At 56.3% G+C, this 25,620-nt stretch carries 22 protein-coding genes; 8 read left to right on the top strand and 14 right to left on the bottom strand.

Features of this window, described 5'->3' with window-relative positions; genetic code table 11:
• The 3 genes from AC2FGB_RS01350 to AC2FGB_RS01340 all read left to right on the top strand — a co-directional run bounded on the left by AC2FGB_RS01350 (position 1) and on the right by AC2FGB_RS01340 (position 1,989).
• On the top strand, positions 1-393 hold the full coding sequence (locus AC2FGB_RS01350; protein ID WP_271947534.1) for a hypothetical protein: 393 nt from the start codon (positions 1-3) through the stop codon (positions 391-393).
• A 6-nt stretch (positions 394-399) separates the two neighbouring features.
• Positions 400-960 carry an acetolactate synthase small subunit gene (gene ilvN / locus AC2FGB_RS01345; RefSeq protein ID WP_142633282.1) on the top strand — a complete coding sequence of 187 codons (561 nt, stop codon included), beginning with the start codon at positions 400-402 and terminating at the stop codon, positions 958-960.
• Positions 961-1,146: 186 nt separating this feature from the next.
• Complete coding sequence (locus AC2FGB_RS01340) at positions 1,147-1,989, top strand: helix-turn-helix domain-containing protein (RefSeq protein WP_496693415.1); 843 nt, start codon at positions 1,147-1,149, stop codon at positions 1,987-1,989.
• Between the two features lie 16 nt (positions 1,990-2,005).
• Here AC2FGB_RS01340 and AC2FGB_RS01335 read toward each other — a convergent pair whose 3' ends face one another.
• From AC2FGB_RS01335 to prfB, 4 genes are all read right to left on the bottom strand, one after another.
• Entirely contained in the window at positions 2,006-2,785 is a 780-nt protein-coding gene (locus AC2FGB_RS01335; RefSeq protein ID WP_271947537.1) for a DUF2189 domain-containing protein, read from the bottom strand.
• Between the two features lie 29 nt (positions 2,786-2,814).
• Positions 2,815-4,209 carry an amidase gene (locus tag AC2FGB_RS01330; protein ID WP_496693414.1) on the bottom strand — a complete coding sequence of 465 codons (1,395 nt, stop codon included), beginning with the start codon at positions 4,207-4,209 and terminating at the stop codon, positions 2,815-2,817.
• Positions 4,210-4,304: 95 nt separating this feature from the next.
• A complete protein-coding gene (locus tag AC2FGB_RS01325; RefSeq protein WP_496693413.1) occupies positions 4,305-4,997 on the bottom strand; it encodes a M50 family metallopeptidase in 693 nt (230 codons plus the stop codon).
• 14 nt (positions 4,998-5,011) lie between these two features.
• On the bottom strand, positions 5,012-6,139 hold the full coding sequence (prfB, locus tag AC2FGB_RS01320) for a peptide chain release factor 2 (RefSeq protein ID WP_496693412.1): 1,128 nt from the start codon (positions 6,137-6,139) through the stop codon (positions 5,012-5,014).
• A gap of 77 nt (positions 6,140-6,216) precedes the next feature.
• Between prfB and AC2FGB_RS01315 the strand changes: the two genes are divergently transcribed.
• A complete protein-coding gene (locus AC2FGB_RS01315; protein ID WP_496693411.1) occupies positions 6,217-7,050 on the top strand; it encodes an aminoglycoside phosphotransferase family protein in 834 nt (277 codons plus the stop codon).
• On the opposite strand, the gene AC2FGB_RS01310 is transcribed toward AC2FGB_RS01315, so the two are convergent.
• The 3 genes from AC2FGB_RS01310 to AC2FGB_RS01300 all read right to left on the bottom strand — a co-directional run bounded on the left by AC2FGB_RS01310 (position 7,044) and on the right by AC2FGB_RS01300 (position 12,079).
• Positions 7,044-9,533, bottom strand: coding sequence for a penicillin-binding protein 1A (locus AC2FGB_RS01310; RefSeq protein ID WP_496693410.1), 2,490 nt, complete (start codon positions 9,531-9,533; stop codon positions 7,044-7,046). The genes AC2FGB_RS01315 and AC2FGB_RS01310 overlap by 7 nt on opposite strands.
• Positions 9,534-9,628: 95 nt before the next feature.
• Positions 9,629-10,849, bottom strand: a complete 1,221-nt coding sequence (locus AC2FGB_RS01305) for an N-acetylmuramoyl-L-alanine amidase (RefSeq protein WP_142633265.1) — start codon at positions 10,847-10,849, stop codon at positions 9,629-9,631.
• Between the two features lie 66 nt (positions 10,850-10,915).
• Entirely contained in the window at positions 10,916-12,079 is a 1,164-nt protein-coding gene (locus AC2FGB_RS01300; RefSeq protein ID WP_271947547.1) for a pyridoxal phosphate-dependent aminotransferase, read from the bottom strand.
• Between AC2FGB_RS01300 and AC2FGB_RS01295 the strand changes: the two genes are divergently transcribed.
• On the top strand, positions 12,078-13,460 hold the full coding sequence (locus AC2FGB_RS01295) for a M48 family metalloprotease (protein WP_496693505.1): 1,383 nt from the start codon (positions 12,078-12,080) through the stop codon (positions 13,458-13,460). The two genes, AC2FGB_RS01300 and AC2FGB_RS01295, sit on opposite strands and share 2 nt — an antisense overlap.
• A complete protein-coding gene (locus AC2FGB_RS01290; RefSeq protein WP_271947549.1) occupies positions 13,457-14,215 on the top strand; it encodes a DsbA family protein in 759 nt (252 codons plus the stop codon). Before AC2FGB_RS01295 ends, AC2FGB_RS01290 begins: the two co-directional genes overlap by 4 nt.
• Before the next feature lie 39 nt (positions 14,216-14,254).
• On the opposite strand, the gene AC2FGB_RS01285 is transcribed toward AC2FGB_RS01290, so the two are convergent.
• The 4 genes from AC2FGB_RS01285 to hemA form a co-directional block, all read right to left on the bottom strand.
• Complete coding sequence (locus AC2FGB_RS01285; protein WP_142633256.1) at positions 14,255-15,676, bottom strand: pectate lyase family protein; 1,422 nt, start codon at positions 15,674-15,676, stop codon at positions 14,255-14,257.
• 305 nt (positions 15,677-15,981) lie between these two features.
• On the bottom strand, positions 15,982-17,103 hold the full coding sequence (ispG, locus tag AC2FGB_RS01280) for a flavodoxin-dependent (E)-4-hydroxy-3-methylbut-2-enyl-diphosphate synthase (protein ID WP_142633254.1): 1,122 nt from the start codon (positions 17,101-17,103) through the stop codon (positions 15,982-15,984).
• A gap of 70 nt (positions 17,104-17,173) precedes the next feature.
• The gene (locus AC2FGB_RS01275; protein ID WP_142633252.1) at positions 17,174-18,385 is read right to left on the bottom strand and encodes a helix-turn-helix domain-containing protein; all 1,212 of its coding nucleotides are present in this window, start codon (positions 18,383-18,385) and stop codon (positions 17,174-17,176) included.
• A 128-nt stretch (positions 18,386-18,513) separates the two neighbouring features.
• A complete protein-coding gene (hemA, locus tag AC2FGB_RS01270; RefSeq protein ID WP_496693409.1) occupies positions 18,514-19,737 on the bottom strand; it encodes a 5-aminolevulinate synthase in 1,224 nt (407 codons plus the stop codon).
• Between the two features lie 324 nt (positions 19,738-20,061).
• Between hemA and AC2FGB_RS01265 the strand changes: the two genes are divergently transcribed.
• On the top strand, positions 20,062-21,447 hold the full coding sequence (locus AC2FGB_RS01265; RefSeq protein WP_496693408.1) for a M20/M25/M40 family metallo-hydrolase: 1,386 nt from the start codon (positions 20,062-20,064) through the stop codon (positions 21,445-21,447).
• A 109-nt stretch (positions 21,448-21,556) separates the two neighbouring features.
• Here AC2FGB_RS01265 and lpdA read toward each other — a convergent pair whose 3' ends face one another.
• Positions 21,557-22,951 (bottom strand): dihydrolipoyl dehydrogenase, encoded by a 1,395-nt coding sequence (gene lpdA / locus AC2FGB_RS01260; RefSeq protein ID WP_496693407.1) that lies wholly within the window; start codon positions 22,949-22,951, stop codon positions 21,557-21,559.
• Between the two features lie 214 nt (positions 22,952-23,165).
• On the opposite strand from lpdA, the gene AC2FGB_RS01255 reads away from it, so the two are divergent.
• Positions 23,166-23,600: a hypothetical protein gene (locus AC2FGB_RS01255; protein WP_271947558.1), complete on the top strand. Its 435-nt coding sequence runs from the start codon at positions 23,166-23,168 to the stop codon at positions 23,598-23,600.
• Here the strand turns inward: AC2FGB_RS01255 and AC2FGB_RS01250 are convergent.
• Both AC2FGB_RS01250 and AC2FGB_RS01245 read right to left on the bottom strand, forming a co-directional pair.
• Entirely contained in the window at positions 23,597-24,175 is a 579-nt protein-coding gene (locus tag AC2FGB_RS01250) for a DUF924 family protein (RefSeq protein ID WP_271947560.1), read from the bottom strand. The genes AC2FGB_RS01255 and AC2FGB_RS01250 overlap by 4 nt on opposite strands.
• A gap of 108 nt (positions 24,176-24,283) precedes the next feature.
• Positions 24,284-25,558, bottom strand: coding sequence for an MFS transporter (locus AC2FGB_RS01245; protein ID WP_496693406.1), 1,275 nt, complete (start codon positions 25,556-25,558; stop codon positions 24,284-24,286).
• Between the last annotated feature and the right edge of the window lie 62 nt (positions 25,559-25,620).

The following is a 25,620-nucleotide window of genomic DNA, read 5'->3' as shown; positions in this document are numbered from 1 at the left end:
ATGATCAGTTTTGACGCAACGCGCTTCCAGCCTACCCCGGACGAGTTGAACGAAGAATCTGATGATTTCATCAATCCGGATGTGTTTGGCAAGGAACTCAGCATCTTTCTGAGTGAAGAGCTTGCCGCATCCGGGTTTGAGGTTTCCTTCGCCTGTGCCGAGGACTGGGGATGGTATCACGAAATTGATCACGACGAGCCGTTTGCCCTGGTTTTCGGCTGCTCAAACTATGGTGATGGCCATCTGGTTCAGTTCTCACCAAAGACTGAGCATGTGAGAAAGATGTTCAAGAAATACCACGCAGCCCCCAAGGTGGATGCATTGCGTGGCGCAATTTGGAAAATTCTGGAGAATGCCGAAGGTGTATCGAACCTTCGCTACGAAGAGGACTAGCTCAGCATGTCTGCCCTACATATCAAAAAAGGCTCCACCCGCCATTCGGCCTATAACCTACGACCCACGTTTTCCGACGTGCAGGAACGCCATACCATTGCAGTTCTGGTCGAGAATGAACCGGGGGTTCTAGCCCGCGTCATCGGCCTGTTCTCGGGCCGTGGTTATAACATCGAAAGCCTGACCGTGGCCGAGGTTGACCATACCGGCCACCTCAGTCGCATCACCATCGTCACCACCGGCACACCGCAGGTGATCGAACAGATCAAGGCGCAGCTGGGCCGGATCGTATCGGTACGCGACGTGCATGACCTGACGGTCGAAGGCGCGTCGGTCGAGCGGGAATTGGCCATCATCAAGGTGGTCGGCGACGGCGACAAGCGGGTCGAGGCGCTACGTCTGGCCGATATTTTTCGCGCCAATGTCGTGGACAGCACGTTGAATTCGTTCATTTTTGAGATCACCGGCGCACCTGACAAGATCGACGCCTTTGCCGATCTGATGCGCCCGCTGGGTCTGATCGAAATCGCCCGAACCGGCGTTGCAGCCCTGTTGCGCGGCGATTGACCAAAACTGCCCCGCCGGCGCATCCAGTTGGCGGCGGGGTATCGGCAATACCCAATTTGCAAGATCACAATACGCCAAACGTGAACATCAACGTCACATTTGCCCAAAAAGTTTAAGCTAAATCAGAATTAACCTATTGCGTCTGTGCATCATCGCGTTAGCCTTCAAGGGTAGCGCGGCGTTGGGATGCGTCCGCTGGGTCATCTGTACGATTTCAGACAGCGCCTGGTTTGTTGGCCAGTTGTGTCGCGGTTATTCGGAATACACACAAGTACCGGGACGAAAATGACGAACGACAGCCGCAGCCCCGACGACCTACGCAGGATGTTCGGCGCCAATCTGAGAACTCTTGCTGGACAATATAATTCAGTTTCCGAGCTGTGCCGCCAGCTTGGAGTGAACCGAACTCAGTTCAATCGCTATCTTGGCGGCGAAAGCTTTCCCCGACCCGATGTCCTTGACCGAATATGCCGCTTTTTTGATGTTGATGCTCGGATTTTGCTCCATCCCTTGGATCAGATTGACCAACCGTCCAAGCACCCGGCTGCGGTCGCCCTGACCGATTTTCTGGGGTCCACCCCTGCCACCCTGACTGAAATTCTGTTTCCCGGCGGGTTCTATTATGCGACCGAGACAGAACTTGATGGCACAAAACCCCTGAGACACAGGCTTTTTCACGCCAGAAGGTTACCGCAATGTACTTTGGTTAGAGGGTTTGAACCAATTTCCGAGACACCCGGAGCATCAGTCGCAGAGCGCGAAGTACAGGGTATCGTGGCCTGTGCCGGGCGGCAGATTTATATGCTCATGTCCTGTCGTGCGTCTCAGAAAAGTAGGATCTATCTGGTGACACGTGGAATTGAAAATCAAACAAACTGTTGGCGCGGTGTCGCAATTTGCCTGTCAAAAACTACAGCTACCGCAACGACGACACGGCGGATATTGCTCAGACATTTAGGGGACGACACCTCGACAGTCCTGGCCGCCGCGCGCATTGCACGCCGACCAGAAGTCATGGCCCGCGCTTGACAACGAACCTGGCGTGTTAACCCGCGATTTCCCCGCCCTGAGAGATCAGCCAGTATAGGTGCCAACTGGCGTGCCCCAATAGCGGCAGTACGATCAACAAGCCGAAAAACCAGGGAATCATTGCGGCAAACGTCAGAACCGCAATCAGCGCGCCCCACCCCAGCATCAATCTGAGGTTTGCGGCCACATAGCTATAGCTGGCAATCATTGCGGTCACAAAATCCAGCTCTCGGTCCAAAAGCATCGGAATTGAAAGCACCGTGATCATGTAGAGGATGGTCACAAAAATCGCGCCAACAGCTGTTCCAACCGCCAACATCGTCAACCCGTTTGATGTAAGGAACACCTCAAGGGACGAAGACACATTGGTCATGGTCGATAGCCCCATAAAAAGGGCAAAGATCATGTGGCCAAGAAAGAACCAGAACAGAAACATCACAACGATGATGGCGCAGATCGAAGGTAACTGACGGCGGCTTTGACCCAGGATTACGCCAAATATGGCCCGAGAATCCAAACCTTCACCCTCTTGAATGCGCCGCGATACCTCATACAGCCCCACCATGGCAAAGGGGCCCAGCATCGGGAAACCGATTGCGGCCAAAATCAGCCAATAGGTCGTTCCGGTCGTGAGAGTGACCCAAACCATCAGCCAACCCATCAAAACATAGAACCCGGAAAAGAGCAGCCCAAAGAGCGGAGCGCGGCGAAAATCGCTCCAGCCTCGCCTTAGGGCCTCGTGCAGCATTTCGACATCTACCCGCCCCATGTTCGGAACACCAAACTGTTTGTCCATGGCTTTTATCCTTCGTATCCGGTCGATTTTCAGGCGGGTCGTTTTTGCGGCCAACTGGTGGCAGAATGATATGCAGATCCGATGGACAAAATGCGAGAATCCGCTCCGCGCGGACCAAAGATCTGCATTCCCATCGGCAAGCCTTCGGCTCCAAATCCAACAGGAACCGAGAGGCAAGGCAGTCCGATCAGGCTGACCGGCACCACGACCTGCATCCAACGGTGATAGGTATCCATCCGGGTGCCGTTGATTTCGGTGGGAAATGCAAGCTGCAAGTCGAAGGGCCAGACCTGGGCCGACGGCAGGATAAGCGCATCATAGTCCTGGAAAACTTCGGTCGCACGTCGGAACCACTCGGTTCGCACAACACTGGCACGATGGACCTGCATCGCTGTCAGCGCCAGACCACGGTCCAGTTCCCATTGCGCAGTATCCTTCAGTGACGCGCGGTGTTCTGTCAGAGACGCAAGACCGGCGGCCACGCTCCACGAACGCAATGTAATCCAGCTATTCCACATCTGGTCTGCGTCAAAGGGCGGTGTGAGGGGTTCGACCTTGGCCCCGAGTTGAGTGAACACCTCGAGCGCGTCACGGCAAATCTCGCGGATACCAGGTTCGAATGGAAAGGCTCCGCCCCAGTCATCCAACCACCCGATACGCATTCCGGTCAGATCTGCGGGTTGGACCGGAGACACGGTTTCCCCCGGATGACCCAAAGGTTGAGACGGATGAGTGCCGCTGATCACATCAAGCAATAGACCAATATCTTCGGGGCTCCGCGCCATCGGGCCCAATGTAGAAAGCTGGTGCAAGTACCCGTCACCGTCGGGTTCGTTTGGCACCCGCCCCCAACTGGGCCTGAAGCCATAGACGTTGTTCCATGCCGCAGGGTTGCGCAGGCTGCCCATCATGTCAGACCCATCGGCCAGCGCCACCATGCCAGACGCCAGCGCAACTGCTGCCCCACCGGATGAACCGCCGCAGGTACGCTCGGGGTCATATGGGTTGCATGTGACGCCATATACAGGGTTGAACGTATGTGAGCCCAACCCGAATTCCGGGGTATTGGTTTTACCGATCAGGATTGCCCCGGCCTCTTTCATCCGCTGGGCTAACAGATCGTCTGTTTCCGGAATGAACCCATTCAGGATTGGTGATCCTTGGGACGAAACGACGCCCGCAACATTCACCAAGTCTTTGACGGCAATCGGCAGACCATGCAGCGGACCACGGTTTGGTCCGGCATCAACAGCACGGGCCTCGGCCATCAAATCATCAGGATCACGCATTGCCACGATTGCATTCAGGCGCTCGTTCACTGCGGCGATCCGCTCTAGCGTCAGTTGCATCAGCTCAGCCGCCGATAAACGCCCAGAGGACAATGCACTCAACAATTCCGCAGCTGTTATTTGGCCTAGATCCATCCCTGGGCTCCACCTTTTTGGTCAGCCTAGCCGGAGCGTATCCTCATTTAAACCCTCAGTTTGAATGCATCTTTTTTAGCAAAGACCACCCGAAGTCACTTGGATCGAGACTCAAAATGCAAATTGCTGTCGTGCCCAAGAAAGTGTTTTACGCACAAAAGGATGGAAAGGACGCTTAACACAAGCCAGATCCCGCCCCACATCATGGTCGTGCCGCCGAATTCTTGGGCCAGCATGTAGGCATCCGAGCGGACACCCGAGCGCCGGATCGTGTCATCAAAGATATCATAAGGCACATAGATCACGCTGGTCAGCCCGATCACGCGTAAAGCCAGATCACAGATCGGCCGACTTAGATAGAACGCCATGCCGATCATTACCGCCCCAACACCTGCACAAAACGCCATGGCAAAGGGATCGCGAACATAAAGCGCTGTTACCAACAGCATCACGCCGCCAAATCCACCCAGCACCGCCCGGTCCCAATGCGTGCGCAATGCTATCAGCAACAACCCCATCCCTAGCGCCAGCGACCCGAGATAACCGGCGGACAGGCTGAAGAATCTTTGCCCACCACGCGCTGTGACAAGACCACCCTGCTGCGGTGAGATCGAGAAGCTCTCGACCGAACCACCGGTTAGGACGACGGTTATCGCGTGCGACAGCTCGTGCAGGAAAACGATGAGTATCTTCAGAGGCACCACAATCGGCGTAGACCAGAACACAAAAACCAAAGCGACAAGCGCGATCAGTTGCCAATGTCCTTTGATCAGCTTCATCATGGGCATCGAACGCGCTGCTATCAGCCTTCGCCCTGCGCTTCGGACCGGCTTTTGCCAGCCACGTTCAAGGCCAGTGTGGCGGCCATGAACCCGTCAAGATCCCCATCCAAAACCCCCTTGGTATCCGAGGTTTCATGGTTAGTCCTCAGGTCCTTCACCATCTGGTAGGGCTGCAGAACATACGACCGGATCTGGTTGCCCCAGCCCGCATCGCCCTTTGCCTCGTGGGCTGCATTGATGTCAGCATTGCGGCGGTCCAGCTCTTGCTGGTACAGGCGGGATTTCAGTGCTTTCATCGCAATATCACGGTTCTGGTGCTGGGATTTCACGGATGATGTAACAACGATCCCGGTCGGGATATGCGTGATCCGCACGGCCGAGTCCGTGGTGTTCACGTGCTGGCCTCCTGCCCCCGAGGACCGGTAGGTGTCGATGCGAATCTCGGACGGGTTGACCTCGATCTCGATATTGTCGTCCACCACCGGGTAAACCCAGACCGAACTGAACGAGGTATGCCGTTTGGCCGCCGAGTCATAAGGTGAAATTCGCACCAGCCGATGCACGCCGCTTTCCGATTTCAGCCAGCCATAGGCGTTGCGGCCAGAAATTTTGTACGCCGCGGATTTAATACCCGCCTCTTCGCCCGAGGTCTCGGATTGCAACTCGACCGTATAGCCCTTTTTCTCGGCCCAGCGGACATACATCCGCGCCAGCATCGAAGCCCAGTCGCAGCTTTCGGTGCCGCCTGCGCCCGAATTTATCTCAAGGAAAGTGTCGTTGCCGTCGGCCTCTCCGTCCAGCAGCGCCTCAAGCTCTTTCTTGGCGGCCTTGGCCTTCAGCTTACTGATTGCCTCTTCGGCGTCGGTGACGACTTCTTCGTCCTCTTCCATCTCACCCAGTTCGATCAATTCCATATTGTCGCTGAGGTCGGTTTTGATGGATTCATAGATTTCAATAGCATCGACCAGCATCTGCCGCTCGCGCATCAGTTTTTGCGCATTCTCGGGGTTGTCCCACAGGTTTGGATCCTCAACCCGGGCATTGAATTCCTCAAGGCGATGGGGTGCGGTTTCATAGTCCATGCGCTGCGCCAGCAGCTCTAGCGACTTTTCAATTTCCGCCACGGTATTCTGGGTTTCGGCGCGCATGGTTACGTCCCAACTTGCTCAATCAGGCCTGCGTGATAGCAAGAGCGTGGGGCCACCACAAGACAGCGGAGACCTGAATGCATATTGTTCCGGGTGATATCATGGATTGCTGGGGATTATGCCGTGCCACACTGATCGCCGAAGCCCAGCATGCGTTAGTCTGGAAAGTTCACGCGCGGGACTATGGGCCGGCTGCGCTAAAGCTATACCACCGCGCAGATCGCGGGAACGAAGCTGCTTCGACCAGGCTTTTGTCGCTCTGGCGGGATCGTGGCGCGGTTGCCATTTATGCCGAAGCGGGCAAAGCCGTATTGATGGAGTGGTTGGAGGGTCCGACACTGGGTGACATCGCGCGTGACGGAAACGCCGAAAGCGCGCTGCAGGTTTTCTCGGATATGGCCCACCGCCTTCACCAAAAGCCCACGGATGCGTTCGACGAGCTGCGACCATTGCACGAGGTATTCAATCCACTGTTTGACTGCACGTTTGCCCGCGATTGCCCTGATGCGCTACAACGAGATGTGATCCGCGCAACGGAACTGGCATCAAACCTTCTGACGAGCCAACCGCAGGTGGTGCCGCTGCATGGTGACCTTCACACCGATAACGTAATTCAAACGCCTTCAGGGGCACGGGTAATTGATGCAAAGGGGTATCTGGGCGATCCTGCTTTTGAACTTGCAAACGCATTGCGGCACCCCAAAGGCATGCCCGATCTGGTTCGCAGCCGCGACCAGATCGAACGCTGCCTCCAGCTTTACTCCGGAGCGTTAGGTGTGTCGCGGAAACGTCTTGCCCAATGGGCCGCTGCAAAATGTGCGCTATCCATCATGTGGCGCGGCCATGGGATAGTTTCAGCAGCGCCTGAGGCAACGCTCTTGAACCTATTGTTGCGCGCGGCGGATCAATAAAGCCCGCCGCCCTGCAAATCGCCCTGGCTGGCATTTGGGCCAACGGTGATGGTGTCGCCGGTCGACGTGGTCACCTGACGACCCGAGCTGTTGACCTCTTCAAACAGCGGCAGGTCGGAACCCATCGCAAAACCACCGTCATAGATGCGGTCGATAAAGCCGTCGGCGCCATCGCGGAAATACTCGGCCACGACAAAGTCTCCGGACGCATCAGAGGGCAAGCGCGCACCGCTGAACCGGTCGATTTTGATAAAGTGACCACCCGGTGGCACCTCGAACGGACCTCCGCCGTATTTCTCGACAGCTGTCTCCATGAAGCTTTGGAACACGGGACCGCACAAAGTGCCACCATAAGCGCCCCGGCCCATCGGGCGCGGACGGTCGTAGCCGATATAGCAGCCAGCAACGATGTTCGAAGTAAAGCCGATGAACCAGGCGTCTTTGGATTCATTGGTTGTCCCGGTCTTACCTGCGGTCGGCACCGGCAGATTGACAACACGGGATGCCGTCCCACGATCCACGACACCTTTCATCATCGACGTCAGCTGATAAGCGGTGATCGCATCCATGACCTGACTGCGGTTGGTCTCGATCGTGGGGGATTCATCAGGTTCCAGCCAGGCCGAATTACAATCCAGGCACTGGCGGTCATCGTGGCGATAGATTGTCTTGCCGAACCGATCCTGAATACGGTCTACCAGAGTGGGTTCAACCCGCTCGCCGCCATTTGCGAACATCGCATAGGCCGCAACCATCTTGTACAGCGTCGTCTCTTCGGACCCCAGCGAGTTGGCCAAGAAAGCACCCATCCGGTCATAAACGCCAAAGCGTTCCGCGTATCCGGCAACCACGGGCATCGTGACTTCTTGCGCCAGACGGATGGTCATCAGGTTCCGCGACTGTTCAATCCCGGTACGCAGTGGCGTCGGCCCGTAGAATTTGTTGGTCGAATTCTTGGGTCGCCACAGGCCCTGCGGTGTGTTCACTTCGATCGGAGCGTCGACCACAATGGTCGCAGGGCTATACCCGCTGTCCAACGCAGCGGCATAGACGAAAGGCTTAAAGCTTGACCCGGGTTGACGCTGCGCCTGCGTGGCACGGTTGAACACAGAATCCTGATACGAGAATCCGCCCTGCATCGCCAAAACCCGGCCCGAGTTCACATCCATCGCAACAAAGCCGCCCTGAACCTCGGGGACCTGACGGGCCGACCATAGGCCTTCTTCCCCGGCCATTACCAGAATGACGTCACCGCGTTTGAAGTTGTCGAAGAAGCTGCCCTGCATCCACTTGATGTCCGAGCGCGGGACGATGCCGTCAGCCGGACCATTTTCAATGCCGACGGTCAGGGCCTGCTCACCGACATCCAGTACTACTGCGGGATACCACTGCGTTGGCAGAACCACATCACGGGGGATTTCCAAAATCGCCAAGGCCTCACGCCACTGCACCTCATCCGCCAGAATTTCTTCGGCGATCACTTCGTCAGTCCCGTGCCATTTTCCACGAGATCGGTCGTATTTCTGCAGCGCCTCGCGCAGGGCGTGCGCGGCTTTGACTTGCATTTCCTCATCCACAGAGGCGCGGACAGTAAAACCACCTGTGAAGAACTCGCCCTCGCCGAAATCTTCGCTCAGCTGGCGGCGGATTTCGTCGGTGAAGTAATCCCGCGGCGGCAAGGCGGTGCGGAAACTTTCGAAATCACCATTCTGAACAGACCGCAAAGGCATCTCGACCTCGGCCTCATAGGTCGCCGTGTCGATATAACCGTTTTGGTTCATCTCGCGCAGCACGTAATTGCGCCGGTTCACAAGGCGTTCTTTCTGCCGAACCGGGTGATAATCCGACGGCGCCTTGGGCATAGCCGCCAAAGTGGCGGCCTCATGCGGAGCCAATTCCTGAAGGGTCTTGTTGAAATAGGTTTGCGCTGCTGCGGTTACACCATACGAGTTCTGGCCCAGAAAAATCTCGTTCATGTAGAGTTCTAGGATCTGTTCCTTATCCAGCGTGTTCTCAAGCCGTGTGGCCAGGATGATCTCTTTGATCTTGCGCTCGGCCCGACGGTCCCCCGACAACAGGAAGTTCTTCATTACCTGCTGTGTGATCGTCGATGCACCCCGTACATTCTCGCCCTTGGATTTCACTGCCTCGACACCAGCGGCAATAATCCCGCGCGGATCATAGCCCTTGTGGTTATAGAAATTCTTGTCTTCGGCCGAAATAAAGGCCTGCTTAACCAGTTCGGGGATTTCTTCTGACGGGGTGAACAGACGGCGTTCCTGCGCAAATTCGTCGATCAGCTGACCCTCGCCAGAATAAATCCGGCTGATCGTGGGCGGTTTGTACTGCGCCAGGGATTCGTGACTGGGCAGGTCGCGCCCATACATCCAGAACACCGCGCCGATAACCAGCGCAGCCATAAAAATACCCAAGGTCACGAGGCTGAATATCGCCCCGAAAATCGAAAGAATGAAACGGATCACGTTACTGCCTTTTGCTCGCGGTGCCGCCTATATAGTGTCGCACCTGTGCAGGGTCAAAACACCATGGCCAATAATAGCCGGTTTGCGCCACGGGGTCACTGTCCAATCAGGGATCGTTTTACCATATCGTCCTGGCGCCATTTCTCTAGCCCATCCCGAATACCGCGCGCCATTCCCATGCGCCACTCCTGATTTCGTATATTTTTCAAATCTCTAGGGCTGGAAAGGAAGCCAAGCTCAATCAGAACGGAAGGAATATCCGCTGCCTTCAGAACCGAAAATGAGGCGGTGCGAATTGGCTTGTTGTTCATCGGACCGCCCTGTTGCGTCATTCCATTCGCCAGCATTTGTGCCAACGCATCCGTACGCGGCCTGGTTTCCTGACGCGCAAGGTCCAGCAGAACATCTGCAACCTGATCATCCGCACCGCTCAGATCGACGCCCGAAATCAAATCACTGCGGTCGTGCCGCTCGGCCAGTTTGTGGCTTGCTACATCCGAGGCATCTTGAGACAGCGTATAAACGGCCGCGCCATGAGCCCGCCCTTCTGTCAGAATGTCGGCATGTATAGAGATGAACACATCTGCACCTGCACGGTGTGCCAATGCAATACGACGTTCAAGAGAAACGAACTGATCATCGGTCCGCGTCATCTCAACCTCGTATCCGCCCGTGCGCAATAGCATCTCGCGCAGCTCTCGGGCAAAGGTCAGCATCAGCGTTTTCTCATCATCACCGTCAACTTCGGCGCCGGGATCAATTCCTCCATGCCCGGGATCCAACATGACACGCAAAGTTCCGTTGCCCTGCCCCCTAGGCGTGACAGATGTTACCGCCGGTTCCGGCAAATCCCAGCCGGTTTGCCGGGGCGTGCCAGCGCTGGCTGCGAAACTGTCGAAATCTGTCCCTTGCAGCCCAAGCGTCAAATGCGCGGCCCCAGTCGCAGAGTCCACTCGCATATCCGCCGTCTCGACCATCAGAGGCGCGCCCAACTCTAGCACCATGCGGGACCAGCCCGGTACGTAAGAGCCGAACTGCACACCACTGATACGACCAGTCTGTAGAAAGCGGTCACGATCAAGACCGGTCCAGTCTACCTCCTGGAAATCCAGGATCATCCGATACGGGTCGCGCAGGGTAAAAACGCGATAAGGCACCCCCTGGCTAAGCCCAAGCTGGATGCTTACACCGGACCGCCCGTCATCAACAATCGAACTTTGGTCTGGCAAAACACGGGCGAGTGCGCTGAAATCCTGCGCAACGGCGGTACTGCCTAGCGCCCAGATCAGCGCGATGGCGTAGATAATTCTGCTCATGGCCTCAAGTTTTCCCGAGATCGATTGAAGCGCAGCCTACCCGACCCGCACTTGGATGTGAACGCTTTAGGCTTGGGCAGAAATCAAGCCCCGATCAGCCATGAAACGCTGAAGCCGCCGCAGCCCCTCTTCGATATCCCCAGTCGAACGTGCATAGGAAAAACGGATGGTGCCGTGCCCGCGCTGAGGATCGAAATCCAGCCCCGGAGTGACCGCCACGCCGACCTTATCCAAAATCTCAGCCGCAAAGGCACGGCTGTCGTCGGTCAGGTCAGACACATCGGCGTAGACATAGAATGCCCCATCAGGTGGCGCGATATTGGTGAAACCGGCTTTGGGCAGACCGTCCAGCATCAGCGCCCGGTTCCGCCGATAGACATTAAGATTGGCCTGCAATTCCTCATCACAATCCATCGCCGCCAGCGCTGCCACCTGGCTGGCGTGAGGCGCGCAGATAAACATGTTCTGCGCAATCCGCTCAACGACGCGCACATGATCCTCAGGCACAACCATCCAGCCAACGCGCCAACCTGTCATAGAGAAATACTTGGAGAATGAGTTGATCACATAGCACTCATCTGTCAGCTCCAGCGCGGTGACGGCTTTGGCTTCGTATTCCAGACCGTGGTAAATCTCATCACTGATGAAAGACGCACCCTGCCCCTGAGCGGCCTCGATCAGCGTCCCCATTGCGGAGCGATCCAGCATGGTGCCTGTCGGGTTGGCGGGCGAGGCCACCATCAGTCCCTGCAAATTTAGCCCTGCGAAATCGGCTGGCACCGGCTGCAGGCGGTGTTCCGGAGCGGTGGGCAGATCAACCGCGACCAGCCCCAGGGCCCGCAATATCTGCCGATATGACGGATAGCCGGGGGCCCCAATACCCACGCGATCCCCGCTGTCGAACAGCGCGGTGAACGCCAGCAGAAATCCGCCTGACGAACCGGGGGTTACCACCACCCGTTCGGGATTGAGATCGACATTATACCACTCGCCATACATCTGCGCGATCCGGCGGCGCAGTGCTGGCAGACCCAATGCAACGGTATATCCCAGCGGGCCTTGCTCCATTGCCTTAGCCAATGCCTCGGTCGCCCCTTTGGGTGCGCCGGTTCCAGGCTGGCCGACCTCCATGTGGATGATGTGGCGGCCAGCTTCTTCGGCTTTGCGGGCAGCCTCCATCACGTCCATCACGATGAACGGATCGACCCCGGACCGGGTTGAGTTTCGCATGGCCATCTCCCATGTTGCAATCATGGCTTTTGAACGCGTATCCAGGCTGGCGTCAATCCCAGCCCTGTTGCTGTTTGCAGTGACTTGGCTCGTAGGCGCTGTTCAGGCCCAAAGCCTGATCCGTGATCCAGATATTGAACACGGTCTGCGAGAGTTGGCCTTTCCCGTTCTGCGCGCCGCCGGTCTGAATACCAACCGGGTCCAGATACTGGTGGTCAATGACAGCACGTTCAATGCCTTCGTTCTGGATTACAATGCGATCTATCTGAACTATGGGCTAATTCTTTCAGTTGAAAGCCCCGAGATGTTGCAAGCGGTTATCGCACATGAGGCGGCCCATATCGCCAACGGGCACTTATCGCGCCGTTACGAAAACCTGAATGCAGCACGGCAAAAAGCCGGGCTTGGGACGGCTTTGGCACTGATTGCTGCAGCTGCTGGCGGCGGCGAGGCCGCATTCGGAATTGCAGCCGGTACTAATTCGGCAGCCCTGCGCAGCTTTCTTGGCCACACCCGCGCTGAAGAGTCCTCGGCGGATCGCAGCGCAGCAAGCTATTTACGTTGGGCCGGCATCTCGCCCAGTGGCATGGTGTCTCTGCACCGTAAATTCGCGGGGCAAGAGCTGTTAAACACGGTCAACCAGGACCCATACATGCGATCACACCCCACCAGCCGCGAGAGGCTGCGCGCCGCCGAGGCGTTTCTGGAAGAGTTCGGCGATAAAGCCAAACCCAGCCAGAATGCCGATTACTGGTTCGCAAGGGCGAAAGGTAAGCTTTCGGCCTTCATCCGCTCGCCCACATGGACGATGCGGCGCGCCAAAGAAGAAACCGCCCAGGACATACGACTGATGCGCGAGGCAGCAGCCCACCATCAAAACCGTGATCTGACCAAAGCGCGCGCTGCGATTGATGGTGCTTTGGCAATCCGGCCCAATGACCCCTATTACTATGACCTCAAAGGCCAGATCATGCTTGAAAACCGTCAAGTGGCTGATGCGGTAGCAGCATATGGCAAAGCCGTTGAATTGGCGCCGAATAACCCACTTATCCTAGCCGGATTCGGGCGGTCCCTGTTGGTTCAAGGTAAGACATTGGAAGCCTTGGCCATTCTTGAAAAAGCACGGGCCAGAGATTTTCGTAACGCAAGATTGATGCAAGACCTGGGTGCAGCTTATGCCAAAACAGGCAATACTGGCATGGCATCGGCGGTTACAGCCGAAAGATATGCCCTGCAGGGCCGTTTGGATGACGCCGGTATTCACGCGAAACGCGCGGTTGCGCAGTTGCCGGTCGGATCACCGGGTTGGCAACGGGCCCAAGATGTGTTGATTGCGTTTGAACAAGCAAACAAGAGTAATTCGAAAAGGAAACGGAAATGATCCTCAGACACGCTGCACCAGCCCTTCTGGGGCTTTCCCTGATCGCAGGATCGGCGCAGGCCCTGGACCTGAGCCAGCTGACCGACGCCGAAAAACAACAATTCGGAGAGCAGGTACGCGAATACCTCCTAGAAAACCCCGAAGTCATCATCGAAGCGATCAACATTCTGGAACAACGCAACGCCGTGGAAGAAGCGCAGGCGGATAAAGAGCTTGTCGCCAGCAATGCTGATGAGCTTTTCAACGACGGGTACAGCTGGGTGGGCGGCAATCCGGACGGAGATATTACTCTGGTCGAATTCATGGACTATCGCTGCGGATATTGCCGCCGTGCGGTTCCCGAAGTGGCCAGCCTGCTGGCCGAGGATGGCAATATTCGGCTTGTGATCAAAGAGTTTCCGATCCTCGGAGACGCGTCGATGATCTCATCCCGCTTTGCCGTTGCCGCCAAACATGTTGCCGGGGACGATGCCTATAAACAGGTTCACGATGCCCTGCTCGAATTCACCGGGGAACCGTCGCCGGTTACTTTGCGCCGTATCTCGGACGGGCTGGGTTTAGACAGTGACGCGATTCTGGCGGCAATGGACAGCGAACAGGTCACCGAGGAAATCCAAAAGACCCGTGAATTGGCGCAGCGGATGCAGATTTCGGGCACGCCTTCGTTTGTGCTGGGCACCGAAATGCTGCGCGGGTACCTGAAAGCAGATCAGATGCAGCAAATTGCGAATGCCGTTCGCGCCGAGCAAGGCTGATTTGGCAGGCCGGTTCCGCAACAGGAGCCGGCCATTCCGTCAGGGCATCGGGTCGCCAGCAAGGTGGCTTAGATATTCCTCTAGATTAGACCAGCCATCGCCGTCCCGGTCCGCCCAGACATCTGAGGGATCATTCGGGTCCAGGCCAGTCCGCCCTGTTTCCCAAGTATCAGACATTCCGTCCCGGTCAGTATCAACTGCCGCGTGAACAATGGGCAAATCCGGCCAACCGCCCACCTCGCCCGGATCGTTTATCCGATGTCCATCACAGCCGCGGACGTTTTCGATCACCATCGCATCCAGACTGTCCAAAGCTTGGTCATCCCCGTGCCGGGCCCCCACGGTTCCAAGAACGGTTTCGTATGTCGTGCTCACCTCGGCAGGTTCAACCGACAGCGGCTGGTGAGGTTCAGCCACAAGGAATTCGACCGCCGCATCATCCGCAATCTTGCCCTTCACTGATCTGTCGCATAGCAGCTCAATACGGCTGTCCAGATGCAGGTTATCTTGTTCGAAAACCGAGATGCTGAACCCTTTGTCTGCGCCATAAGGGAACACCTCGAATGCGGCGGGGGGCGGCCTGTTCCGTGTACTGGGGCCCGGCAGGACGACGTTTCCCACATAGGCGATCCATGTGTCGCCGTAATGGTTCCAGAACTCACCGAATTGCGAGGTCGCGTCGTAGAACACGTTGTTAATAATGTCGACTTGCCCAGATGGTGACGACTGGATGTCTGGATTTCTGTCGCGGTTATGGGCAAACAGGTTTTGATACAGGGTGACCCGCCCACATTGCCTTGCCGTTCCATCATCGGAACACAGCAGAGCACCTTTTGAATGCTTTCCCTTTGTATGGGTGGACTTATCCAGAGCCAGGGCTGAGATGCTGCGGGCTATCGTGATATCTTCGCTTGGCAGGTTTTCCGTTCCAACGCCCAGATTCTCATCCGTGGCAAATTGGATCGAGACACGGTCAACGTAGATATTCGAACTGCTCTCTATGGAAAGCCCGTCCACGTTCGACGAGGGCTTGTAACTGGGTCCAGGCCGAAATTTGAGGTTCCGCAGCAAAACGTCCTGCGCCTCAAAAATCATCAGGGGTGAATCCAGAACCTTGCCAAGTTTGATCTGCACCCCCTGTCCCGGCGCGGTCTGTCCGGAGATATAGGTGTTCGAAGCCACTTTCATCTGGGTGTCTACAGTGATCGTCCCTGAAATATCGAAAACGCAAACCCGTCCGGAGCCGTCATTTTCGACGCACTCACGCAGGCTGCCCGGGCCGGTATCGTCCAGGGTTGTGATATGAAACACTTCGCCGCCACGCCAACCCGTAGCGTTCTGCCCATATCCCACCGCACCGGGAAATGCGGGCTGATCGGCCACTACGCTATCTGCCACCATGAAACCCGAACACCCGGCGATCACTGCACCCAGGCCGAAGGCTTTCAAGTTACGGCGCATTGCATAAGCCCCCTGTTAGAGTCCGGACCGCAAAGACCGAGGGCCGAAGAGGCAGGAGACAATCTAATCTTCAAACGATCGCTTACTGGCATACGACTAAGAAACCCATGAAACAAAAACAACAAATCTAAGCGGGAATGAAAATCTCATTCCTCACAATAATGTGGACCAACAGCGTCGCGTTTTCAATGAGGTGTCTGGGATTGGGGTCCACCAGATACACGCGGCCAATAACATGCAGGCCCTATGAATTGACCCTGCATGCCTGCCGAACTGGTCATTCAACGGCCAATCAAGCTGGAAAATTACTCAGCGGCTTCCTGCGCAGCGTCCAATTCAGCGGCCTTCTTCTCGACCTCTTCAACAATGTGGTCGACCATCTGATCGTTGGACATCTTGTGGCTGGCCTTGCCCGCCAGATACACCATACCCGATCCGGCACCGCCGCCGGTAAAGCCGACATCGGTCATCAGCGCTTCGCCCGGGCCGTTCACGACACAGCCGATGATCGAAAGGCTCATTGGTGTTTTGATATGTTCAAGACGCTGTTCCAACGCCTCGACCGTTTTGATCACATCGAACCCCTGCCGCGCACAAGAGGGGCATGAGATGATATTAACCCCGCGATGGCGCAGGCCCAGAGATTTCAGGATCTCGAACCCTACCTTGACCTCTTCGACAGGATCCGCGGACAGGCTGACGCGGATCGTGTCGCCAATGCCCATCCACAGCAGATTGCCCAGACCAATCGCCGATTTAATGGTGCCCGAAACCAGTCCTCCGGCCTCGGTAATACCCAGATGGATGGGGGCGTCCGTGGCCTCGGCGATGCCCTGATAGGCAGCTGCCGACAGGAAGACATCGCTGGCTTTCACGCTGATCTTGAATTCGTGGAAATCGTTGTCCTGAAGAATACGGATATGCTCTAGCCCGCTTTCAACCATCGCTTCGGGGCAAGGCTCGCCGTATTTCTCGAGCAGATGCTTTTCCAAGCTTCCCGCATTCACCCCGATCCGGATCGAGCAATTATGGTCACGCGCAGCCTGAATGACCTCTTTCACCCGACTTTCATTGCCAATGTTGCCAGGGTTGATCCGCAAGCATGCTGCGCCTGCCTCGGCGGCCTCGATCCCACGGCGATAGTGAAAGTGGATATCCGCCACGATAGGTACCGGACTTTCGCGCACGATCTCTTTCAGCGCCTTGGACGAGGCCTCATCCGGGACCGAAACGCGCACGATATCCGCACCCGCCTCTGCGGCAGCCTGCACCTGAGCCACAGTCGCCGCAACATCCGTCGTCAGCGTGTTGGTCATCGTCTGCACCGCAATCGGAGCGTCACCTCCGACGGGGACGTTTCCAACCATGATCTGACGAGATTTGCGGCGGTAGATATTGCGCCATGGGCGCACGTGATTAAGGGACATGTGGACGGGTCCAAGACTGTCTGAGTTGGTCTTTAAATAGTCAGCCTAACTGGCCACTGCAATGGCCAGATCATTCTGTCGGTGCGGCAGAGCTTTGCGCCTGAAGTTCCGCAACCAATTGCTTGAGGGCGACGTTTTGCTCGGCTTCAAGATCAGCTACCGTATAGCGTTCGGAAACCGCATCCTTGGACAGAACGACACCTTTGGCGACAGTTCCTGGTGCTCCGACCGGGCCGAAATGGTCACCATTCATCGAGAAATAGACAGATCCAGCGGCACCTGCACGTAGGTTAGGCGGTTCTTCTGTCAGCGGTACCTCGAATGTACTGCCCTGTTCGACGGTTCCAAGCGTACCCTCGAAGATGATACTTCCATCCGCAGCGGTGACCCGCATCCACGCCGGATCAACGGCGACGATTTTCAGGGTCGTATCAATCTGTTCAACCACCTGCGGCAATGCCGGGCGAAGAACCGTATGGACTTCAGCAACCTCAACCTTGGGCGGCTCAGGCGGCTGGAAGGTGCCAACGGTACGCGGGTCCAGTGTTGAAATCGGTGCATCACGGGCAACGAGCACCGGCAAATCCAGGGCCTGTGGGCGATACAGCCTATCCAGAGCCTCAGCCGAGGGGGTGTCGATCAGCGCGACTTGATCTTCGGTGGTGCCACGCGCCGCCTCAAGCGGGTCCAAATCAGACAAGACAACCGGAGCCTGTTCAACCGGGCTTACCTGCACTTGCTGAATCCGGTTCAGGACGGACCATCCGCCATACCCAATACCGCCGATCACAGCCAACAGAACCAGAGACGACCCGATAGCACGCGGCTCGATCTGGCTGACCAACGATTCCCGTCCGGGAATATAGGGAGTGTTTGGCGAGATAAACGGATCGCGGCCCATCGGACCGCGAGCCGGCAAGCTGCCCGAGGTCTTTCGAACCACCGACGCCTCGGCCGACATGCCATGTGCGACCTCAAACCCGCTTTCCTTACAAAACGCAAAGAAAGTTTCGTCGGGGTTCATCCCCAGATAGCGGGCATAAGAGCGCACATACCCAGCGATAAATCCGGGCGTATCGAAGGCGTCCGGGTCGGCATCTTCTATGGCTGCAATGTAGTTGGCTTTGATCCGCAGTTCGCGCTGCACATCCAGTAGGGATTTGCCCATTGTTGCGCGTTCACCACGCATCATGTCGCCCAGCCGCACCTCATAGTCGTCAAAGCCCTTGGGCCTGACGTCAGTGTCGCCTTCGGATCCGCGCTGTGATCTGCGCCCAATCATCCCTGCTGCCCCATTCTGCCTGTGCGTGTTTCACGCCGTGGTCGAATCATTAAAAGAATGATTCGCGCCGTAGTTTTGTTAGCGTAATTTTAGCACGCGGCATACGAATTGCACACTTTAGCGTTAGGTTAACCGGCAAGTTCGGCGCGATTTAGCGCACAATGTGACCAAAGTTCGTCCATCGCCTGGATCAAACGGTTCATTTCGCCAGGTCCATGAACCGGGGACGGTGTGAAACGCAGGCGTTCTGTTCCACGCGGAACAGTGGGGAAATTGATGGGCTGAACGTAGATTCCATAGTCATCCAGCAGCATATCGCTGAGTTTCTTCGTGTGCACGGGGTTGCCGACAATCACGGGCACAATGTGGCTGCCGTGATCAATCAGTGGCAGGCCCATCCCCTTGAGCCGAAGCTTGAGGATCTTTGCTTGCGTCTGATGCTGCTCTCGCAATTCGGACGCAGTTTTGAGGTAGGCAACCGAAGCTGCGGCACCCGCAGCAACGGCAGGTGGCAGGGACGTCGTAAAGATGAAGCCCGGAGCATAAGACCGCACAGCGTCACACATTTTAGTGCTGGCCGCGATATAGCCCCCCATGACGCCATAGGCTTTGGCCAATGTGCCGTTGATGATGTCGATCCGATGGGCAAGACGATCACGCTCGGTCACGCCACCGCCGCGCGGTCCGTACATGCCAACGGCGTGGACCTCATCAATATAGGTCAGCGCACCAAATTCATCGGCCAGATCACATATCTCTTCAATCGGGCCAAAATCGCCGTCCATCGAATACACCGACTCAAAAGCGATCAGTTTGGGCGTTGCGGGATCATCCGCTTCAAGCAGTTCGCGCAGATGGGCGACGTCATTGTGGCGGAAGATGCGCTTGGACCCGCCGTTGCGGCGCACCCCTTCGATCATCGAAGCATGGTTCAATGCGTCAGAATAAATGATCAGACCAGGAAACAGTTTCGGCAAAGTGCTGAGTGTCGCGTCATTTGCGATATAGGCGCTGGTGAACAGCAACGCAGCTTCTTTGCCGTGCAGATCGGCCAGCTCGGCCTCAAGCCGTTTGTGGTAAACCGTGGTGCCCGAAATGTTGCGGGTTCCACCTGATCCGGCGCCTGCGGCATCCACGGCCTCGTGCATCGCCTCCAGCACCACAGGGTGTTGCCCCATGCCAAGATAGTCGTTGCCGCACCAGACAGTGATATCTTGCTGCGATCCATCGAGGCGCGTGCGCACCGCATGCGGGAAATGACCATTGCGACGTTCGATATCAATGAAGGTCCGGTACCGTCCTTCGTCATGCAGCCTTGCGATCGCTGAATCGAGCTGAGCAGTATAATCCACCGGTTTCTCCTTAGTTGCCCGACCGATATTACGGCGACCGAACGTCTTCTTCTGCGCAGGATACGAATCTGCACCAGAGCATTTCCCACTGCCTGCTTGATACCGCAAGCACAGTGAAAGCTTATTTGATTTGCATCAAATATCCGCTCTGACCCTGACCGACAAGTAAAGTTACGCCCCTTGGACGCGAGGAAACGACGCAGGCACAGCACATTATCTCATCCGGGTTTCCGATATTATACCAGATTCCTGTCCTTGCGGGCTAGACGGCAAAAGTGGCGCTGATAGGGTTCCGGAAAATCCAAATCAAGCAGGAGCCCTCTTATGTCGCTGGACGCTGTTCTGAACCGCATCGACGCCGATTTGCCAACCTCAATCGACCGCCTGATGGAACTGCTCCGCATTCCGTCAATTTCCACCGATCCGGCCTTTGACCAACAGGTCAACCAGGCAGCTGACTGGCTGGTATCTGACCTGAAAAACATAGGAATTCAGGCTGAAAAACGTGAAACCACCGGACATCCCATGGTGGTCGGGCATATAGGTGAGGACAACAGCGCGCCCCATGTTCTGTTCTATGGCCATTATGACGTGCAACCCGTTGACCCGCTGAACCAGTGGAACCGGGATCCGTTCGATCCGGCCATTGAAGAAACCGAAAATGGGCCAGTTATCCGGGGTCGGGGCTCTTCGGACGATAAGGGACAGTTGATGACCTTCGTCGAAGCGTGCCGCGCATGGAAGGCAGTCCATGGCACCCTGCCCTGCCGCATCACCTTCTTCTTCGAAGGCGAAGAAGAATCCGGTTCGCCGTCGCTGGTCCCGTTCCTGCGTGAAAACGTGGCCGAGTTGAAAGCGGATCTGGCATTGGTATGCGACACTTCGATGGTCTCGCGTGGGGTGCCATCAATCGCGTCTCAGCTGCGCGGGATGCTCAAGGACGAATTCACCATCATCGGTCCGCGGATCGACCTGCACTCGGGCCATTACGGCGGACCGGGGCTAAACCCGCTGCGAGAGCTCTCCAAGATTGTCGCCTCGTTCTATGACGACGAAACCGGTCGCGTCGCTGTCGACGGCTTTTATGACGGGGTTCATGAGGTCCCGGCCGAACAGTTGCGCCAATGGGAAAACTGCGGGTTCGATGAGGCGGATTATCTGAACTCGGTGGGGTATTCTCAGCCACATGGCGAAAAAGGATATTCGACATTGCAGCAACAATGGGCGCGCCCGACGCTTGAGGTAAACGGGCTTTGGGGCGGTTATAACGGCGCCGGTTCGAAGACGGTCATTCCCTCACAGGCGCATTGCAAGATCACCTGCCGTCTGGTGGGTGACATGAACCCTGACGCCTTGCGCGACCAGATTCGCAAGCATGTAGAAGACCGCCTGTCACCCGACGCGAAAGTACAGTGGGACAACGATCTTGAAGGCTCGCCCGCATCCGTCATGAATATCAACCGCCCCGAATTCGAAGCCGCCCGAGGCGCATTGTCCGATGAATGGGGGCGCGAGGCTGTCTTTACCGGAATGGGCGGATCGATCCCTGTGGTCGGCTATTTCAACACGGAGCTGGGCATGGATTCCATGCTGGTGGGCTTTGCCAATGATGACGACGCCATTCACTCACCGAATGAGAAATATGACGTCAAAAGCTTTCACAAGGGCATCCGGTCCTGGGCACGCATTCTCGACGCGCTGACCCGATAAGCAAATCCGGGAATCAAAAGGCCAGATGAAGCTTGGCTCGCTGCTTCATCTGGCCAAAGATACTTTTGGTAATGTGCCGCAGATCGGCAGAGGTACCCCCTGCCCTGAGTTACATATGGATCACGCGCCCGTAAGCGTCCAAAACGCTTTCATGCATCATCTCGGACAAAGTCGGATGCGGGAACACTGTGTTCATCAGGTCCTCTTCGGTGGTTTCAAGCTGGCGCCCGACCACATACCCCTGAATTAACTCAGTGACTTCCGCGCCAATCATGTGGGCGCCCAACAGCTCTCCGGTTTTGGCGTCGAAGACTGTTTTGACCAGCCCTTCGGGCTCTCCAAGCGCGATTGCCTTGCCGTTGCCGATGAAGGGAAAACGGCCGACCTTGATGTCATAGCCAAGCTCTTTCGCCTTTGCCTCGGAATAGCCGACCGACGCAACCTGCGGATGGCAATAGGTGCAGCCCGCGATGCTTTCGGGCTTGACCGGATGGGCATGTTTCCCGGCGATCAGATCGGCCACCATGACACCCTCATGGCTTGCTTTATGCGCCAGCCATGGCGCTCCGGCGATGTCACCGATGGCGTATAGACCCTCAACGCCCGTGCGACAGAATTCGTCAGTCACAACATGGGTCCGGTCGATTTTGACACCCAGCGCCTCAAGACCCAGATTTTCGATATTGCCTACGATGCCCACCGCAGAAATCACGGTGTCAAAGTCGTGCTTTTCGACTTTTCCCTTCACCTCGATATGCGCGGTGACTTTACCCTTAGCGCGGTCCAATTGCTTGACCATCGCCTTTTCCATGATCTTCATGCCCTGTTTGATAAAGGCTTTCTTGGCGAAGGCACTGATCTCGGCATCCTCGACGGGCAGAACCCGGTCCATGACTTCAACCACCGTCGTATCTGCACCGAGGGTATTGTAGAAGCTAGCGAACTCGATCCCGATTGCACCCGACCCGATGACCAGCAATTTCTTTGGCATCCGCGGCGGCTGCAGGGCGTGTTTGTAAGTCCAAACCAGATCACCATCCGCTTCCAGCCCGGGAAGCTCGCGGGCGCGCGCGCCGGTTGCCAGAACGATGTTCTTGGCTGTCAACTCTTCGCTGCCCTTGTCGGTCTTGACGGAGACCTTGCCCTTGGCCGGGATCGTCGCCTCGCCCATGACAACCGTCACTTTGTTCTTTTTCAGCAGGTGACCGATACCGCCCGAAAGTTGCCCGGCGACACCGCGCGATCGCTTGACCACAGCATCCAGATCATATCCGATCTTCTCGGCCTTCAGCCCAAAATCCTTTGCGCGCTCCATCAGGTGAAACACTTCTGAAGACCGCAGCAGCGCCTTTGTTGGGATGCAACCCCAGTTAAGACATATCCCCCCGAGATGTTCGCGCTCGACCACGGCGGTTTTCAAACCAAGCTGTGCTGCGCGAATGGCTGCGACATACCCGCCAGGACCAGCGCCGATTACGATCAGATCAAAAGATTGTGCTGCCATGTTTCCCTCTCGGAGCAGGTCATTTCCAAATTAGTTTACCATTAAACTAATATCAGCCACCCTTCAACACTTAGTCCCCGCGACAAAAGCTACGCAGGGTAAACCCATACGGATTGCAGAGGTTCGAGCCTATACCGCACCCGTTCAAAACGCTAGAAGATAGCTAAGTATCCCAGTTGCTCCATTCTAAATCCATTTACGCGAAAGGCATAACATGGCTAAAACGCTGAAAGATCTGGTCCTCGCCCTAATCAACGCCACGCTTATCCTGGTGGCCTTGTGTTTGTTTTTGGGCTGGAAGCTGACCACAACAGCGCAGTCCCTGATGTCTGATTTTTCACAGAAGGTTCAGATCGTCGCCCCTTTGCGCGAAGAGGTTCAAGGCGTGCGCAGTGAATTGGCAGCACTTCGCACTGAACTCGCAACTATACAAGTCAATGGCGGGCTTGCCGACACCGCCACCGCCCAACGGGTCTCGCAAACGCTCGACCGCCTGAGCCAAATCGAAGATACGCTACAGGTGGCGCAGTCTCGTATCGTTGCGGTTGCCGAAACGCCTGACGCCTTTATCAGCACCGCAATAGAAAAAACGGCCGACACTGTGGCCGACCGTATTATCACAATCAAAGGATGTTCGGTCGAAGGCTAACCTGCGGCCTGAAGCTCTCGGACGGTGGACCCGTACCCGCCCATGTTTACATAGGCGGCCTCATGTTCGGTCATGGGGCGCGACAATGCTTCGTTACGATAGGGGAAACGGCCGAACTTTCGGATCACCTCCCTATGCGCCCTTGCATGCAGCAGGTTGGTTGACTTGGCTCCGTCGATATTCTGGCACATCAGGCGTACACAACGCTCTTGGTCACACAGATTTTCTGAGTGCATCAGTGGAAGATAAAAGAACTGCCGCGCGGGCTCGTCAATCTTCATATCCCAACCCTTGTCGATGGCGCATTTCGCTGCAGACAAGGCTGCCCTGTCAGTGGCGAACGCCTTGCCGCTGCCGCGGAACATATTTCTAGGAAACTGGTCCATCAGAATGATATAGGCCAGTGCCCCGCTGGGGTATGTCAGCCAGAGAGAGAACTTTCCCTCATTGGCAATTTCCCATGTAGACAGAAATTTTTCGCGGATCTCTGCGTCTAGCGCTTCATCCTCAATATACCAACCATCTGGACCCACTTGATCCAGCCAAAAACTCAATACTTCTTCAGGCCCTACCATTGCCTTGCTCCGTCGTTTTGCCCTCCCCAGGGACGTAACGTCATTTAAGGCTGATTTACAGATTTGTGACAGTAAAAAATTGCAACACTTGCGACATAATTTCGTGTCCTAGGCTACATCTTGCGTTTCCTGATCGGCTTCGGCGGCTTCGATAGCCACCTCTTGCGCCAATTCGAACGCCACCGGCGAGGCCGTTGGGTAAAGCGGAGACATCGTGCCCGTCTCGTCCACAGGAATCGCCGCACGTTGTGTCATGCGATACATCGCATAGACCGCAGTGGCTGCAAGCAGTGCAAAGATGATCAGGAAAAAGCCCGACGGTCCGAACACGTCATCGCCCATCAACCACCCGGTAATCAGCGGGCCGGCAATGGCGCCCATTCCATTGATGAAGACCAGTCCGCCAGAGGCCGCGGCCATATCCTCATGCTCCAGAAAGTCATTCGTATGCGCAATCAGCAGCGAATACAGCGGGTTAGACATGCCGCCAATCACAAAGGCCGAGGCCAGAAGGAACGGAAATGAAGTCGACCCGAACATCATCGCAGTGGCCGCCCCGCAAGCACCAATGATACCCGCCAGCATGATCAGGAACCGGCGATCCATCCGGTCCGAGAACCAACCCAGCGGATATTGCAGCAGAATTGCTCCGATATAGAAGGCGGCCACGAAGGTCGAAATCTCAACCAGTGTCAGCCCAGCGCGCGCGCCATAGACCGCCGCCATACCAAACTGGGCCGAGAACACTCCGCCCAGCAGGAACATGCCGACGCAGCCCAGTGGTGATTTCCCCATCAGATCACGCAATGTCATGGGCTTGGTCGTGTCAAATGCCGGTGTCGGTGAAATCGACAGCAGAATCGGAGCAAAGGAAACCGAAACCAGAATGGATGCGATCACAAAGGTTTCGTAACCAGCAGGATCGCCAACCAGCATAAGCCCCTGAGCGGTGATGATCCCAGTCATCTGTACGATCATATAAAGCGAAAGCGCCTGGCCCCGGTTCTCGTTATTGGCCGCGTTGTTCAGCCAGCTTTCGGCGGTGACATACACGCCCGAGAAACAAAACCCGATCACGACACGCCCCAAAGCCCACGCGACTGGCTCGGTCAACATCGGATACATGATCATCACGGCCGAAATAAATGAAGCGAGCGCAGCAAAGACCCGCACATGCCCCACCCGCCGGATCATCTCCGGTGCAAGGCGAGAACCTCCGAGGAAACCTACGAAATAAGCTGACATCACAACAGACATCTGAAGGGTCGAAAACCCTTCGATCTCGCCTCGGACGCCCAGGATTGTGCCCTGTAGGCCATTGCCAATCATAAGCAGGCCCATGCCAAGAAGAAGTGACCACGCGCTGGTAATGACCTGAAGCATAGAGGCCTCCGAGATTGCTAACCTGAACTAGAGATTCGTTTTTATATCAAAAACGGCTTTGA

The sequence above is a fragment of the Ruegeria sp. CDSC021 genome (genome assembly GCF_059610845.1).
Note: the sequence above shows the minus strand (reverse complement) of the source record. Positions and strands in the feature narration are given on the sequence as shown.